Here is a 15,568-nt window from a genome sequence, read left to right as displayed (position 1 = left end):
CAGCTTATCCCACCATTCCCATTAAATATACAACCGTGAAAATAAAGACCCACACAACATCGATAAAGTGCCAGTATAAACTTGCGACATAATATTTAGGAGCGTTATATAAGTTTAGCCCCCGCTTCGCATTTCGAATCATCAAAGAACCAATCCAAAGCAGTCCGAACGTTACGTGAGCTCCGTGTGTCCCAACCAGCGCGTAGAAAGAAGAACCAAATGCGCTGCTTGTAAACGTATGCCCTTCATGAACATAATGCCTGAACTCATAGATTTCTAGCCCTAAAAACGCTAAACCTAAAAGCCACGTAACGCCTAACCATAGCTGCATCTTTTTAAACTCAAAATTTTTCATATGATACATAGCATATACGCTTGTTAGTGAACTTGTTAATAAAATCATGGTTGCTGCAAAAACAAGCTTAATATCAAACAATTCTTCCGGCTTAGGTCCTGACATCGTTGAATTGCGCAAAGCTAAATAAGTAGCAAAAAGTGAAGCAAACAAAACCGTCTCCCCGCCTAAAAAGAGCCAAAAGCCGGTAAATTTATTTTTCCCTTCAAGCGTTGCTTTTTCAGGCGAAGCAGGGAAAGTTTCAGCGGTTAGCTTTTGTTCAGTCTCCATTACATCTTCGCCTCCTTGTCATCATCAACTAAGTCTTCTTTGTGAATATGAAAGCCGTGATCATCAATCCATGAACGGAAGAACATCGATAAAAACATGACGATCATTCCGATAATCCCTACAACATCTCCCCACGCATGATCATTTCGATACAAAAAGCCAATCCCTGCAATAAACATCCCAAGCGATATCATAAATGGAATAAACGATGAGTTTGGCATATGAATATCACCAAGAGGTTCGGCTGGCGTCATTTCTTTATTTCCTGCCATTTTTTCAATCCAATATGCATCTAACCCGCGTACAAGCGGCGTTTGTTTAAAGTTATACTCTGGTGGCGGAGATGAAATAGCCCATTCTAATGTACGTCCGTCTCCCCAAGGATCTCCTCCTACCTTTTGTCCTTTGGCAGTGGTTTTTATAATGTTAACAAGTAAAATGAGCGTAGCAACCGCCATGAAAGCAGCTCCTGATGAACTGATTGCATTCCCAAGGTCGAGACCTTGATTAGGCAAGAACGTCCATACGCGGCGAGGCATCCCCATTAGACCTAAGAAATGCTGAATAAAGAACGTTAAGTGGAAACCAATCAAAAAGAGCCAGAACGTTGCTTTGCTTAACTTTTCATCTAACATCTTGCCAAACATTTTTGGCCACCAGTATGTGACACCTGCTAATATAGCGTATACGACACCGCCTACGATAACGTAATGGAAGTGAGCAACGATAAAATAAGAATCTTGAAATTGATAATCTGCAGGTGCTACAGCTGCCATAACCCCTGTTACTCCCCCGATAACAAATGACGGAATAAAGGCGACAGCGTAAAGCATTGGAGACGTAAACTCAATACTTCCTCCCCAAAGCGTAAACAGCCAGTTAAAAATTTTAATTCCAGTTGGAACGGCGATGGCCATCGTAGCGACAGCAAAAATGGCATTTGCAATCGGACCAAGTCCGGTTGTAAACATGTGGTGAGCCCACACCATGAACCCTAAAAATCCGATTAATACGGTAGCAAAAACCATCGACGAGTATCCGAATAATCTCTTTCTTGAAAAAGTAGGTAAAATTTCTGAGAAAACACCAAACGCTGGAAGAATTAAAATATATACTTCCGGATGACCGAATATCCAGAAAAGATGTTCCCAGATAATCGTATTTCCACCCATTGTGGCGTCAAAAAAGTTTCCACCGAACAAGCGGTCAAAAATCATTAAAAACAATCCAACCGTCAGTGCTGGAAACGCAAACAAAATAAGAGCTGATGCAACAAACGTCGTCCACGTAAACAGCGGCATACGCATATAGGTCATACCTGGCGCCCTCATGTTAATGATTGTTACGAGAAAGTTGATACCTGAAATCAATGTCCCGGCTCCGGAAATCTGCAAACCTATCGCATAAAAATCAATTCCGTGACCAGGCGATGCAATAGACAGCGAAGCATATGATGTCCAACCTGCATCAGGTGCTCCTCCTAAAAACCAGCTTAGATTTAAAAAGAGTCCCCCAAAGGCAAACAACCAAAAACCTAACAAATTTAAAAATGGAAATGCTACATCTCGAGCTCCGATTTGCAGCGGAACAACTGCATTCATCATAGCAAAAAGAAGCGGCATGGCAGCTAAGAAAATCATCGTTGTTCCATGCATTGTTAAAATTTCATTATACGTTCCTGCACTAACAAAGTCATTGCTTGGTATAGCTAGCTGAATACGTATAAATAGCGCTTCCACTCCTCCGACTAGAAAAAAGATACCGCCGGCAATTAAATAAAGAATGGCGATTTTCTTATGATCCACGGTTGTCATAAAGTCCCAAATTGTTCCACCTACACCCTTCTTTTGACTGAGTGTACTCATCGCTAAACCTCCCCTTTTAAAAACGACTGGACGTTTATTTTTCTTTTAAACTCATTAAATAGTCTGCTAGCTCATTTACTTGTTCATCAGTTAAGTCAGGATATGTACCACTCATCTTATTACCCGGCTTAACTTTCTCAGGGTTTTTTAACCATTTTTTGATATTTTCCTTGTTGTGAGGAAGCACTCCGGCTACACGCTCACGTTCAGAAAAACCGGCTAAGTTTGGTGCTTGACGAGCTTGCTCTGGACGATTGTCTTTGACATCAACAGCATGGCATCCGATACAGCTTTCATTAAAGACCTCTTGACCCGCTTTTGCGGATGCTGTTTCTACATCAGGCTTTGCCTTTTTCAAATCTTTTGCCCACGTATCAAATTCATTGCTTGATACAGCCCGTACTTTAAAGTCCATAAGAGAATGAGATGGACCGCAAAGCTCAGCACATTTTCCGTAGAAAACCCCGTTAGCTTCCTTCGATTTTTTAGAATCAAACACTAGCCAAAATTTATTATCATTTTCTGTGTTAGCATCGAGCTTTCCTCCAACTGAAGGAATCCAGAATGAGTGCTTGACGTCAGAAGCTTTAATATTAAAGTAGACTTTTTTATCCGTTGGAACAACTAGATCTTGGGATGTAATAATTTTTTGATTAGGATACTCAAATTCCCACCAGTACAAGTTAGCACGCACATTTACTACGACAGCATCTTTGTCCTTCATTCCTTTTACGTCCGCTAGCTTAAATGTTGAGATGACCGTTGGAACAGTCAAAATAATGAGCAGCAAGATAGGAATCACTGTCCATATAATTTCTAACTTTCTGCTTCCTTCCACTTGCTTTGGAATCACGTTTTCTTCGCCTTTACGACGACGAAAGCGCAGAATAACAAATATAAAGATAATGGTGACCACAATAATAACTAAAACCATGATGGCTGTACTAAGAAGCATAAGCGAATATTGTTCTTCAGCTACCTCACCTGCAGGCTTAAGTGTTGACAAAAACGGTTTTCCACAGGCCGATAACACGAATGCAAGCAGCGTAAATAACGACAAAACACGAAAGTTCAATCGCCATTTTTTCATACCATTCCCCAACCTCTCTTTCATTGACGTGATTTCATCTATGCCCTCTTGAGCATAAAACTTATTCCTTCTATAATGAATTCTACATGTAGAAGAAATCCCCCTTGTGCAGCGTCGCATTCAGTGAAAGATTTTATCTAGGCAAAAAGCGTTGCGACAATCATTGAGACAAATAAAATAGTTAAATAGTTTAGTGAGTAGACAAACATCATGCTAGCCCACTTTGTGTCTTCTTGTTTATTGTATTGAGCAAATCCTAAAAATAGCCATCCTATGTTTAAAACAGTGGCCAAAATTAGAAATGGAATGCCTAATTCGTATAAATAAAGAGGTAATGGCAACAAACAAGCAATCCAAATGAGAATCTGTCGTTTTGTAAGCTCAAAACCATGTACAACAGGCAACATAGGGATTCCCGCTGCTCGATATTCTTCACATCTTCGCATAGCAAGAGCTAGAAAATGAGGCGGCTGCCAAATAAACATGATTAAAAATAATACCCAAGCCACTACGTGTAAATTGGGATTGATAGCGGCCCATCCAATTAATGGCGGGACAGCGCCTGATATACTTCCGATTACTGTATTAATTGTGTATAGTCTTTTGGACCACATGGTGTAAAGAACTACATATGTAAGTATTCCTGCTAATCCGATGAGAGCGGCTACGGAAGAAACAACTAGTAGCATAAGCAAGCCGGTTAACGTCAAACCGATTCCAATCCCAAGGACCGTCAAAGGTGTAAAGCTTCCTGTCACTGTAGGTCGTCCCTTTGTTCGTTCCATTAGAGGGTCAATGTCACGATCTATGTAATTGTTCAAACTGCATGAACCGGCGATGATAAGTGAAGAACCTATTAAAGTAAAAAATGCTTTATCCAGGTTTTCTAAGAAGTGTTGTTCGTTGAAGAAAAGAGCTAGCCAAAAACCAGTAAAGGTGGTGATGAAATTTGAGTTGACTATTCCGATTTTAATCGTAGCTAAAAAATCTGACCAAATGGAACTATTTTCGCTTACATGAGCTGTGTTAGGCGATGCAGAAAGCGTTGAATCTTCCACCATTTTTGAATCTTCCATGGCGCTTCCTCCTTTACTCATCCACAGACTTTTATCTAGTAAATAAAGAGTCTATAAATGAAGGCGTTTTCAACATATTTTTACAAAAATCTCCTCTTTGTTCACAAAGAAGTCATATTCCTCTCACCGAAACTACTTAAAAGCTTCACATGTAAACGATAAAATAGTAGAGAATTATCTATTTCTCATGTTTATTAAACCATATTTTGCCGTTACTTTGTGAAGAATTCATGAAAAAAATATGGATTTTTTTTGTCATGAGCTAAATGCATGTCCCTGTCACTTGTTAAAAGATATTTCTGCAAGTAAAATAGTTCTCTGTACGGTACCTTTTACATATCTGCAGAGTCAAACTCATGAACAAACCTTACACTTTCTACCATTATAACAAATTCAATCAAGTTTATGGAGAATAAATGAAATTTATGTTTAATATACAAAAAGATTAGGATAAAATGTTTAGCTCGTTATATTACTTACTTTGCTTTTAGGATGGTGATTATTGTGCGACTTGGATTAAAGTTTTTATCCGTTGTGACGAGCATAGCCATGTTACTTATTCTACTTGGCGGTGCTCTTGTTACGAAAACTGGTTCAGCAGACGGGTGCGGAGATTCTTGGCCTCTGTGTAACGGACAGCTCATTCCCGACCCTTTAACATTTGAAACCGTTGTTGAATTAAGCCACCGCTTAGTTTCTGGCGTGTCGGGCTTTCTTGTACTCGCTTTATGCGTATGGGCGTGGATTTCACTAGGACATATAAAAGAAGTTAGACCTTTAGCGTTTATCTCTTTTTTCTTCCTAGTACTGCAAGCATTAATTGGGGCCGCTGCCGTTATGTGGGGGCAATCAGATGCGGTGCTTGCTCTTCATTTTGGTATTTCCCTTATTTCGTTTGCTTCTGTACTGCTGTTAACACTTATCATCTTTGAAGTGGATCAAAAGCTCGACACAGCTAATATGCAGCTAGGCTCTAAAATGAAAAAACATATTTACGGGGTTATCTTATACACATATGCCGTTGTGTACACGGGCGCGCTTGTTCGCCATAAAGAAGCTAGCTTAGCCTGTCCAGACGTTCCATTTTGTTCAAACGGAAACGGTTGGCTACCCGTTGATTTGAATCAGTGGATTCAACTGGGGCATCGATCCGCTGCTGTTTTAACGTTTGTATGGATTTTAGCTGCCTTTATCCATGCAGTTAAATATTATCGTCATCAAAAAAATATTTTTTACGGATGGTTAGCTGCTCTCATTCTAGTTATTTTTCAGGCGGTTTCCGGTATGCTTGTTGTTGTCACACGTCTGCAGCTAGAGCTCGCGCTTGCTCATTCTTTAATTATCTCTTTCCTATTCGGTGTATTAAGCTACTTGACCTTACTTGCAACGCGTCATACACATAATTAATCAAAAAAGGTACGAGCTCTGAGCTCGTACCTTTTTTGATTAGCTTTCTAATTCAATTAATAAATCTCCCGGCTGGATGCCATCTCCATTCGATACGTGTACTTGTTTAATCACGCCGTCAAATGGTGCTTGCACGGTTGTTTCCATTTTCATTGCTTCTGTGATCATTAAGTGATCACCTTTTGAGACTTTATCGCCTTTTTCTACTACTACTCGAATAACGGTTCCAGGCATTGAAGCGCCAATGTGGGCCGGATTTCCTTGGTCGGCTTTTTGTTTTGCCGTAACGGTTGTTTTGACACTTTCGTCTTTAATCACGACTTCACGAGGCTGACCGTTTAATTCAAAGTATACTGTTCGCGTACCGTCTGCCTGCGGTTCTCCAATGGATACAAGGCGAACGATTAAGGTTTTTCCTTTTTCAATCTCAATTTCAGCCTCTTCTCCTAAACGCATGCCGTATAGGAAAGTCGGTGTATCAAGAACAGAGATGTCTCCGTATTGTTCGACTGCTTTGTGATAATCCATAAATACTTTTGGATACAGTGCATAAGCAATGGCGTCAAAACTCGTCACTTGACGATTTAAGTCTTTAAATAGCTTTTCTTTCACTGCATCGAAGTCCACATCTTCTAACAGTTCTCCAGGACGAACTGTAATAGGTTTTCTGCCTTTTAGAATGATGCGCTGAAGCTCTTTAGGGAATCCCCCGTGAGGCTGTCCTAAATACCCTTCAAACAATTCAATAACGGAATCCGGGAAGTCAAGCGTTTCACCGCGCTCAAACAGCGTTTCTTCTGTCAAATTGTTTTGAACCATAAACAATGCCATGTCTCCAACTACTTTTGATGATGGCGTAACTTTTACAATATCACCAAATAACAAATTCACGCGTGAATACATATCTTTTACTTCATCCCAGCGGTTTCCTAAACCAACTGCTTTTGCTTGTTGCTGTAAGTTGCTATATTGACCGCCTGGCATTTCATGCTCGTACACTTCCGTATGAGGAGCATTCATCCCGCTTTCGAAGTCTTGGTAATATTTTCGCACGTCTTCCCAATAGTAAGAAAGCTCTTCTAGATTTTTAATATCCAGATTTGGTCTGCGGTCCGCACCTTCTAATGCGTAATAAAGAGAGTTAGCGCTCGGCTGAGACGTTAAGCCTGCCATTGAGCTTACGGCTACGTCTACAATGTCTACACCTGCTTCAATTGCTTTTGCGTACGTGTATACACCGTTTCCGCTTGTATCATGCGTATGAAGGTGAATTGGAATATCAACCGTTTCTTTTAGAGCCGATACTAAATCATAAGCTGCCTGTGGTTTTAAAAGACCCGCCATATCTTTAATGCCCAGGATATGTGCTCCAGACTGCTCAAGCTCTTTTGCTAAGTTCTTGTAGTAATCCAAATCATACTTACGGCGCGTCGGATCTAAAATATCACCTGTATAACACATCGCTGCTTCTGCAATCTTCCCTGTTTGACGAACGGAGTCAATTGCAAGAGTCATTCCTTGCACCCAGTTTAAGCTGTCAAAGATACGGAAAACATCAATACCTGCATAAGCTGATTTTTCAACAAATTCCTTGATTACATTATCAGGATAGTTTTTATATCCAACCGCATTTGACGCGCGAAGAAGCATTTGGAAAAGAACGTTTGGCGCTTGTTGACGTAAAGTAAGCAAGCGATCCCACGGATCTTCTTTTAAGAATCGATAAGCGACATCAAACGTTGCTCCTCCCCACATTTCCATAGAAAATAAATCCGGAAGCAAGCGAGCAGTTGGGTTAGCTACTTGTTTTAAGTCGTTTGTACGAATACGCGTAGCTAAAAGAGACTGATGGCCGTCACGGAAGGTTGTATCCGTTAATAGCACTTCCTTGCGTTCTTTCACCCAATTTACTAGCCCTTCAGCGCCTTTTTCATCTAAAATCTGCTTTGTTCCGTTTGGAATTGGTTGTTTTATATCGACATTAGGAACACGCGGTTTCGTAAAGATTGGCTTTTTCTTTTCCGATACACCCGGGAATCCGTTTACCGTAACATTCCCAATGTATGTAAGCATTTTAGTTCCGCGGTCTTTTCGCTTAGGGAAGACAAAAAGTTCAGGCGTTGTATCAATAAATGATGTATCATAAGCACCTGTTAAGAACTTATCATGCTTTACTACATTTTCAAGAAATGGAATATTGGTTTTAATTCCACGAATACGAAACTCTTTTAAGTTCCGTACCATTTTTGATGCGGCTTGATCGAATGTTAAGGCCCATGTTGTTACTTTTACTAACAGTGAATCATAATACGGCGTAATGACAGCACCTTGGAAGCTGTTTCCCGTATCTAAACGTACGCCAAAACCGCCACCAGAACGATAAGCCATAATCTTACCCGTATCCGGCATAAAGTTATTTAACGGGTCTTCTGTCGTTACACGAGATTGAATTGCATATCCATGTACGTGAATTTGGTCTTGTGCAGGAATAGACACTTCCTTGCTGTGAAGTGCGTAGCCGTCCGCAATTAAAATTTGCGATTGAACGATATCAATACCTGTAATCATTTCAGTAATTGTGTGCTCTACTTGAACACGTGGATTTACTTCAATAAAATAAAAATCGTTTCCTGATACTAAAAATTCTACTGTACCAGCATTTATGTACTGCACTTTTTCCATCAGCTGCACAGCTGCTTCACAAATGCGGAGACGTAAGTCTTCATCTATAGAAACACTTGGTGCTACTTCTACTACTTTTTGGTGACGACGCTGCACTGAACAGTCGCGTTCGTAAAGGTGCACAACATTTCCTTGTTCATCACCTAAAATTTGCACTTCAATATGTTTTGGATTTTCAACTAGTTTCTCGACGTATACTTCATCATTACCAAAAGCCGCTTTTGCTTCTGATTTGGCACGATCATAAGATTCATTCAGGCTGTCTGCATCGCGAACGATACGCATGCCTCGACCGCCTCCGCCCAAAGCTGCTTTGATCATTAGAGGATATCCATGCTGATTAGCAAATTCTTTTGCTTCGTCAATTGAATCAATAGGACCATCTGTACCAGGAATAACGGGAATATCTGCTTGAATAGCCTGATGACGTGCTTTTACTTTATCGCCAAACATATCAAGATGCTTGGATTTTGGGCCAATGAAAATAATGCCTTCTTCTTCGCAACGTTTTGCAAATTGGATATTTTCTGACAAAAAACCATAGCCAGGGTGAATAGCATCTACATCATGAGACTTAGCAATGTCGATGATGCCTTCTATATCTAAATAAGCATCAATCGGCTTTTTCTCCGCTCCTACTAAATAGGCTTCATCCGCTTTGTAACGGTGATAAGAACCTGCGTCTTCCTTCGAATAAATTGCAACAGTCCGAATATTCAGTTCAGTACATGCTCGAAATACACGAATCGCAATTTCTCCTCGGTTTGCTACTAATACTTTTTTGATTTTTTTAGTTACAAAACTCATGTTGCTAATCTCCTCTCAATTTCGTATAAACTTCAATATATAGCAAAATTGGATAAAAGAAAAGCAAAAATCAATGGAAAATAATAAAATTCCAATAAATTTTTGCTTTTTTTACACAATTTTTTTACGAAAATCAATCACTTGTTGTTGATGTATTGTTCGGATGTAGCACAATATTTTCCGTATTTTTCTGTTTTTTATTTTGATAATTTACGAAAAACGAAATATTTACAATAATTCCCATAGATACCATAAGCGTTAGCAGCGAAGACCCTCCGTAACTGATAAACGGAAGCGTGACGCCGGTAATCGGAATGAGTCCCGTAAGCCCTCCAAGGTTAATGCCTGTTTGAATACCTATCATACTGGCTACTCCAATACAAATCATGCTAGCAAACGGATCCTGAGATTTTTTAGCCAGCATTAAAATCCTGAAAATTAAGAAGCCTAAAAGGCCCAGCACGAGCATAACTCCAAAGAATCCTAATTCTTCTGCAATAATGGCCATAATGAAATCGGTATGGGGCTCGGGAAGATAACCATACTTTTGTACACTTTCTCCTAAACCAAGGCCTTTTAAGCCTCCTGTACCTATTGCTAAATATGAATTAACCAGCTGATAACCGGTTCCTTGAGCATTAGCAAACGGATCTGACGCACCGGTAAAACGGCCGATTCGATTGGCAGTAAACTGACCTGTAAAAAAACCAATCGTAATAATGACCGTAAGCAAAATAATACCTAGTGCTAGCATGCGGAAAAAGGTTTTTTTAGAGATTCCCGAACATAGCATAATGGTAACGGCAATCGCAAAAATAATTGATCCCGTTCCAAGGTCAGGCTGAATCGCTACAAAACCTAATATTAGAAATACAAGACCCATAGGTCCAAAAAAAGCTTTTTTGATGTTGTCAATATACTCTTGCCTTTTAGACAAAACATAAGATAAGTATAAAATGACAACAAGCTTGGCATACTCAGCCGGCTGCATGTTTGCTCCGCCAAGCTGCAGCCAACTTTGCGCATTGTTACTCGTATGCCCCATTACAAACACAAGCAAAAGCAGTACAAAAATGCCCAGAATCGCATAAGGCAGTATTTTAGGATACAGCTTGTAAGGTGTTAGCATTGTTAAAATGAACAATACAAGCGTAAAAGCAAGCCACATTTTTTGTCTGTTGTAAAAGAAATCACTTGACGTATGATATCTTGTAATACTTACAATCATACTTGAACTGTAAACCATAACTAGTCCAACCGCACAAAGAAGCAGCACTGGAATTACAATTGAATAGTCAAAATGCCTAAATATTTTTTTTACCATAACCCTCTTCCTTTAAAAATGACGTGTTTCTGTTTCGTTTCATTTTTTATGTACAAATTTGAGTAAATTAGGAAATTTCAACCACCTGTAATAAAAAACTCAAACTACGTTTGTATATAGTTTGAGTTTCGATCGCGTGATTTTTATTTTTTTGTAAACGCTTCATGCAGTGCAGAAAGTTCACGCTCGAGGCGGTCTAGCAATGTTTTTCCAACACGTTCATCAATTAAACCAAGACGAACTGCAAAATCAATTTCTCTTGATAAACCAAACATTTGTGTATCTAAAACCTCTTCATAAAGAGGACATTGTGGCATTGTTAAGTTATCCATTTGAACTTGAATTAATTGCAAAATCTTATCTGCATCAGCTTTTAACAACGCATACGCTTTTTCACGATGATCTATCATTGTCTCAGGCGTCAAACTCAATCCCTCCGTTCGCGAGCGATTACCTAATCTATCTCTCAATTTTAAAGGCTATGCTCCAAAAAAGCAAGGATAAACATGTCCGTGAGGCTGGCCGTCTTTTTTATACTGTTACTTTCTCAAAACCATTACCATAGATGTAGGAAATTTCGCACTTTCGTTGACTCTTACATTATATCATACGAGAATCACTCTCAACTAAATTTTTTCATCAAAGTGACAAATAAGGAGAAAGCGCTTATACTTTTAGCAAGGGGGCATTTATGATGAATTCAATTATTATGTTAAAAGGAAAAGTAAAATATACGCTGACACTCGACCCAAGCGTGTGGATTTTCGATGACCGCAAGCTCGATATGGACGTTTTCTTTGAACATCCACCGGAGCAAAAAGACGAGACAGAAGCGTACACAAAGGCTGTTTCTAAGCATTGGGACCGTGAAATTCAAGAAGGAGCCGTCTTTCCTCCTACGTTAAAAACCGAAAAGAAATTCAAAAAACAGGAGCTAGTAAATGGAACATTTGGGATTTTATTTGCACCTTTTCTAGCAAACGCTTCACCTACTGAAGACGCTACCAACGTTTCATTTAAAACAAAAGACGCGCTGATTTCTTTTTCATTAGAAGAAGCGCAAAAACTAATCTTTGGTTTCAGCCAAGACGGAAAGCCTCTTAGAGAAGACGGGCCTATCTATGTCTATTTACCGGATGGATCTAACCGAAATAACCCTATTAAATATGTGGAAGAAATCATCGTTACATAATAAAAAAAGGTGGGGTTCCAAAAGGAACCCCACCTTTTTTAAAGAATATCAGCTGCTAATTGTGCTAGCCCGGAGCGCTCTCCTTTGATTAACCGAACGTGGCCCGATACTTTTTGCTCTTTAAACTTTTCAACTACGTACGTTAATCCGTTGTTATACTCATCTAAATAAGGATGATCAATTTGAGCCGGATCTCCCATAAGCACAATTTTACTCTTTTCCCCTACCCTTGTTAAAATTGTTTTAATTTCATGCTTCGTTAAATTTTGTGCTTCATCAATAATAATAAACTGTTCCGGAATGCTTCGGCCTCTTATATACGTCAAGGCTTCCACTTCTATTGAACTCAGCCCCGCTAGAATCGCATCCAGTTCTCCAGGTTTTTTAGTGTTGAATAAGTACTCTAGGTTATCATAAATTGGTTGCATCCATGGACGAAGCTTCTCCTGCTTTTCTCCTGGCAAGAACCCAATATCTTTCCCTAAAGGAACAATTGGACGAGCTACAAGCAGCTTTTTAAAACACCCTAGATCTTCCGTCTGCATAAGTCCTGAAGCTAAAGCAAGCAGCGTTTTACCCGTACCTGCCTTTCCAATTAACGTGACCAGTTGAACGTCGTCTCTAAGAAGAAGTTCTAACGCCATAATTTGCTGAACATTTCGAGGTTTGATTCCCCAGATATGATCATATTCAAATAACAGTTTTTTTACTTTCGTCGTTGTTTGATCGACAATGCCGATGGCTGATCCGGATCCTCCAAATGCATCTTTCATCACTAAGAATTGATTTGCAAAAAAGGAGTGGTTCGCAATTTGAGACGTTAGCAGCTCTCCTTTTTCGTAAAATTGACTCAGCAGCTCTTTTGCAATATAGACTTCTGAAAAGCCTGTATAAATACTATTGAATTCCACTACTCGATCACTTAAAAAATCTTCTGCTCTTAAACCGATTGCGTCAGCCTTCACACGTACCAACACATCTTTACTTACTAGTATCACTTCACGTCCATCTTCTTTTGTTTCCTCTTCAAGGGATAAATTTTTAGCAACAGCTAAAATTCGATTATCATTTGTTTTTTCCACAAAGATTTCTTGAAGCTGCTGAAAAGAGCGATGATTGAGTTCAATTCGCAAATGGCCCCCATTTTCTAACGGGATTTTCTCATATAACTTTCCATGTTGTCTCAAGTTATCAATGAGTTTGGATACCTGCCTTGCATTTCGTCCGACTTCATCCATATTTCTTTTTTTCGAATCAACTTCTTCTAGTACAACGGCTGGAATCACTACTTCGTTATCATCAAATGAAAAAATTGAATGCGGATCTTGTAATAAAACATTCGTATCTAATACATAAATTTTTCCCAATAATTCAGCCTCCTACTCCGATTGTTTTTCCTGTAAGGAGTGAAACAAGGCACCCATCCATTTATATACTATGTAACGCACATGTGTGAAGTGACCTTAAATGGACGGACCATTTTCTTTAAATATATGAACACGTGTATAAAGATAGAAGAACTATTAGAAACTAAATACAAATTACTACAAAAAATGAGTCATTCATAAGGAGGAGTCTCCCACATGAACAAATTTTTTCTATCCATTAGCTTATGTTTTATTACACTAACCGGCTGCAACAATAATCAAGCAGACGTTGAAGAAGGACAAAAAACAGATCGAATTGTACAGGTCAAAAATTCATCTCCTGAACGCTCTCACAAGCGTACTGCTAATGAAATATCAGCCCATTTAGTTGAACTGGCTTCAAGCGTTCCGAATGTAAATGATGCTACCGCCATTGTGCTCGGCAAGTATGCAATCGTAGGCATTGACGTCGGCAAAGATATTGATCGTTCAGAAGTAAGTTCAATCAAATATACAGTTGCCGAAGGTCTGAAAGCTGATCCGTACGGCGCTAACTCTGTTGTTATTGCAGATCCTGATACGGTCGCTCGGCTAAAACAAATTGGAAATGAAATTCGCAAAGGTCGGCCGGTTACAGGATTTTTAGATGAATTAGCAGCCATTGTAAACCGAGTGATGCCTGAATTTGCAGAAGAAATCCGCCGAAATCCTAGTTCAACAGATACAAACAATCAAAAATTAAATAATAAACAAGAGCAAAATTTAAAGAATGAGCAGGAAAAACAATCTAATAATCATCTTCAAAAAAATGAATAAGAAAGTCGCTTAGCGGCAGGCTGCTGCTAAGCTTTTTTTATCGCTTCAATTACTTGCTTATCGAGTTTAGCGGCTGCTACTGGATCATAGGTCTTTTCATATGAAGGGTTTACTGAAATCTTAGAGCCATAGAACATGACATCTCTTACTTCATTAATATCTAGTTCAATTAGCGTCAGCTTTAAAGCTACTCCGTCTAACTTTTCTTGCACTACCTCAGCTATTCCGCTGATTGAGTAGCATGATTCATTAGCAAGAATATTTACCACTGCTTTATTCGTATGTTTAATGTTTTCTACAATCCTCGATTTGACATCTACGGCAAATCGAATTTTTTGTTTAGTCGGAGCTACTAACCACGAAATGGCACTAACATTTGGAGCGTTTGTTTCAAAATCAATAGTTGAAATGGTTGCAAATCTCTCTGTCTGTAGCTCATCGTATAATGCATCTACTAATTGAGTCTCGACTTCGTTGGCCATTTTCATCCCTCCTACTGTTTATGTACTTACTAGTTACTATCTTCGAGCTAACAAGCAAAATTACCTGCTTCTTTAGGAATGTTTTCCTATCGTTCCTTTTCTCCTGAGAGATAGCACCGCAAAAAAACTTTATAAAACAAGAATTTTCGGCTAGAATGATGTATAGAGAAGTTGAGGTGATAGAAATGAGAGTACAATGTGTCATGTGCGATAAAATTGAAACAATTGAGGATGAAACGCTCGTGGCAAAACGACTGCGCAACCGTCCTATCCATACATATATGTGCAATGAATGTTCTGAACGGATTGAAAAACGAACAAAAGAACGCATAGCTACTGGTAACTTTAAACTATATGAGTCGAAAAAGACAGAGGAGGATTGGTAAGGTGCTCCGTTTAGGAATAAGTATCGGCATGTTCAGCGGGATTATCCTTGGGTTATGTTTGAAATGGATAGAATGGCTAACCGGCAAACAAGTTTATACCCTTTTATTAAATGTTGATTTTATTCCTATCATTGGCCCTATTCAATGGCCTGAATGGGTGGAGTTTGTTTTTCATTTATTCATTGCCGTTGCAATTGGGATCGTTTTTGTTTACATAGTAGGTAAATTAAACAATATGTCTATTCGAAAAATCGTATTGTGTTCTTTTTTATTAACACTTCCAACCATTCCTTTGTATTTTCCGTTGACGCTGCTTGCGCTTAAGCCTACGCCTGCAGTGGATGATGCAGTAGCAATTTTTTATTGGACAGCTGGCCATTTAATTTTCGCAGCCGCTCTTGTCTTCGGCTATATCATACTAAAAAGACGCTTGTAGCTACAAGCGTCTT

The 15,568-nt window shown here is 39.2% G+C and carries 14 protein-coding genes; 5 read left to right on the top strand and 9 right to left on the bottom strand.

Going from position 1 to position 15,568, the window contains the following annotated elements; all coding sequences use genetic code 11:
* Positions 1-4: 4 nt before the first annotated feature.
* From ctaE to cyoE, 4 genes are all read right to left on the bottom strand, one after another.
* A complete protein-coding gene (gene ctaE / locus ACMX9J_RS17385) occupies positions 5-625 on the bottom strand; it encodes a cytochrome c oxidase subunit III (protein WP_013056081.1) in 621 nt (206 codons plus the stop codon).
* A complete protein-coding gene (gene ctaD / locus ACMX9J_RS17380; RefSeq protein WP_033578414.1) occupies positions 625-2,490 on the bottom strand; it encodes a cytochrome c oxidase subunit I in 1,866 nt (621 codons plus the stop codon). The genes ctaE and ctaD overlap by 1 nt, the downstream gene beginning before the upstream one ends.
* Before the next feature lie 34 nt (positions 2,491-2,524).
* Entirely contained in the window at positions 2,525-3,580 is a 1,056-nt protein-coding gene (coxB, locus tag ACMX9J_RS17375) for a cytochrome c oxidase subunit II (RefSeq protein WP_028414096.1), read from the bottom strand.
* A 137-nt stretch (positions 3,581-3,717) separates the two neighbouring features.
* Positions 3,718-4,656 (bottom strand): heme o synthase, encoded by a 939-nt coding sequence (cyoE, locus tag ACMX9J_RS17370; RefSeq protein ID WP_416226047.1) that lies wholly within the window; start codon positions 4,654-4,656, stop codon positions 3,718-3,720.
* A 504-nt stretch (positions 4,657-5,160) separates the two neighbouring features.
* Between cyoE and ACMX9J_RS17365 the strand changes: the two genes are divergently transcribed.
* Positions 5,161-6,063: a COX15/CtaA family protein gene (locus ACMX9J_RS17365; protein WP_340843189.1), complete on the top strand. Its 903-nt coding sequence runs from the start codon at positions 5,161-5,163 to the stop codon at positions 6,061-6,063.
* Between the two features lie 39 nt (positions 6,064-6,102).
* On the opposite strand, the gene pyc is transcribed toward ACMX9J_RS17365, so the two are convergent.
* From pyc to ACMX9J_RS17350, 3 genes are all read right to left on the bottom strand, one after another.
* Positions 6,103-9,552 carry a pyruvate carboxylase gene (gene pyc / locus ACMX9J_RS17360; RefSeq protein ID WP_033578413.1) on the bottom strand — a complete coding sequence of 1,150 codons (3,450 nt, stop codon included), beginning with the start codon at positions 9,550-9,552 and terminating at the stop codon, positions 6,103-6,105.
* Between the two features lie 133 nt (positions 9,553-9,685).
* Positions 9,686-10,876, bottom strand: coding sequence for an FtsW/RodA/SpoVE family cell cycle protein (locus ACMX9J_RS17355; protein ID WP_014460986.1), 1,191 nt, complete (start codon positions 10,874-10,876; stop codon positions 9,686-9,688).
* Between the two features lie 143 nt (positions 10,877-11,019).
* A complete protein-coding gene (locus ACMX9J_RS17350; protein WP_370506486.1) occupies positions 11,020-11,286 on the bottom strand; it encodes a YlaN family protein in 267 nt (88 codons plus the stop codon).
* 281 nt (positions 11,287-11,567) lie between these two features.
* Here ACMX9J_RS17350 and ACMX9J_RS17345 point away from each other — a divergent pair, with 281 nt between their 5' ends.
* Positions 11,568-12,068, top strand: coding sequence for a hypothetical protein (locus ACMX9J_RS17345; protein ID WP_014460988.1), 501 nt, complete (start codon positions 11,568-11,570; stop codon positions 12,066-12,068).
* A 38-nt stretch (positions 12,069-12,106) separates the two neighbouring features.
* Here the strand turns inward: ACMX9J_RS17345 and ACMX9J_RS17340 are convergent, their stop codons facing one another.
* Positions 12,107-13,435 carry a PhoH family protein gene (locus tag ACMX9J_RS17340; protein ID WP_013056072.1) on the bottom strand — a complete coding sequence of 443 codons (1,329 nt, stop codon included), beginning with the start codon at positions 13,433-13,435 and terminating at the stop codon, positions 12,107-12,109.
* Positions 13,436-13,651: 216 nt separating this feature from the next.
* Here ACMX9J_RS17340 and ACMX9J_RS17335 point away from each other — a divergent pair, with 216 nt between their 5' ends.
* On the top strand, positions 13,652-14,251 hold the full coding sequence (locus ACMX9J_RS17335; protein WP_013056071.1) for a YhcN/YlaJ family sporulation lipoprotein: 600 nt from the start codon (positions 13,652-13,654) through the stop codon (positions 14,249-14,251).
* 26 nt (positions 14,252-14,277) lie between these two features.
* Here the strand turns inward: ACMX9J_RS17335 and ACMX9J_RS17330 are convergent, their stop codons facing one another.
* The gene (locus ACMX9J_RS17330; protein WP_033578412.1) at positions 14,278-14,733 is read right to left on the bottom strand and encodes a pyridoxamine 5'-phosphate oxidase family protein; all 456 of its coding nucleotides are present in this window, start codon (positions 14,731-14,733) and stop codon (positions 14,278-14,280) included.
* 185 nt (positions 14,734-14,918) lie between these two features.
* Here ACMX9J_RS17330 and ACMX9J_RS17325 point away from each other — a divergent pair, with 185 nt between their 5' ends.
* Together ACMX9J_RS17325 and ACMX9J_RS17320 are read left to right on the top strand one after the other, a co-directional pair.
* A complete protein-coding gene (locus ACMX9J_RS17325; protein WP_013056069.1) occupies positions 14,919-15,119 on the top strand; it encodes a YlaI family protein in 201 nt (66 codons plus the stop codon).
* A gap of 1 nt (position 15,120) precedes the next feature.
* Positions 15,121-15,555: a hypothetical protein gene (locus ACMX9J_RS17320; RefSeq protein WP_033578411.1), complete on the top strand. Its 435-nt coding sequence runs from the start codon at positions 15,121-15,123 to the stop codon at positions 15,553-15,555.
* Positions 15,556-15,568 lie beyond the last annotated feature (13 nt).

It is taken from the genome of Priestia sp. RMT2NF4 (assembly GCF_047872835.1).
Classification (GTDB): domain Bacteria; phylum Bacillota; class Bacilli; order Bacillales; family Bacillaceae_H; genus Priestia; species Priestia zanthoxyli.
The sequence above is the reverse complement of the archived record's forward strand: the minus strand, read 5'-3'. Positions and strand labels throughout refer to the sequence as shown.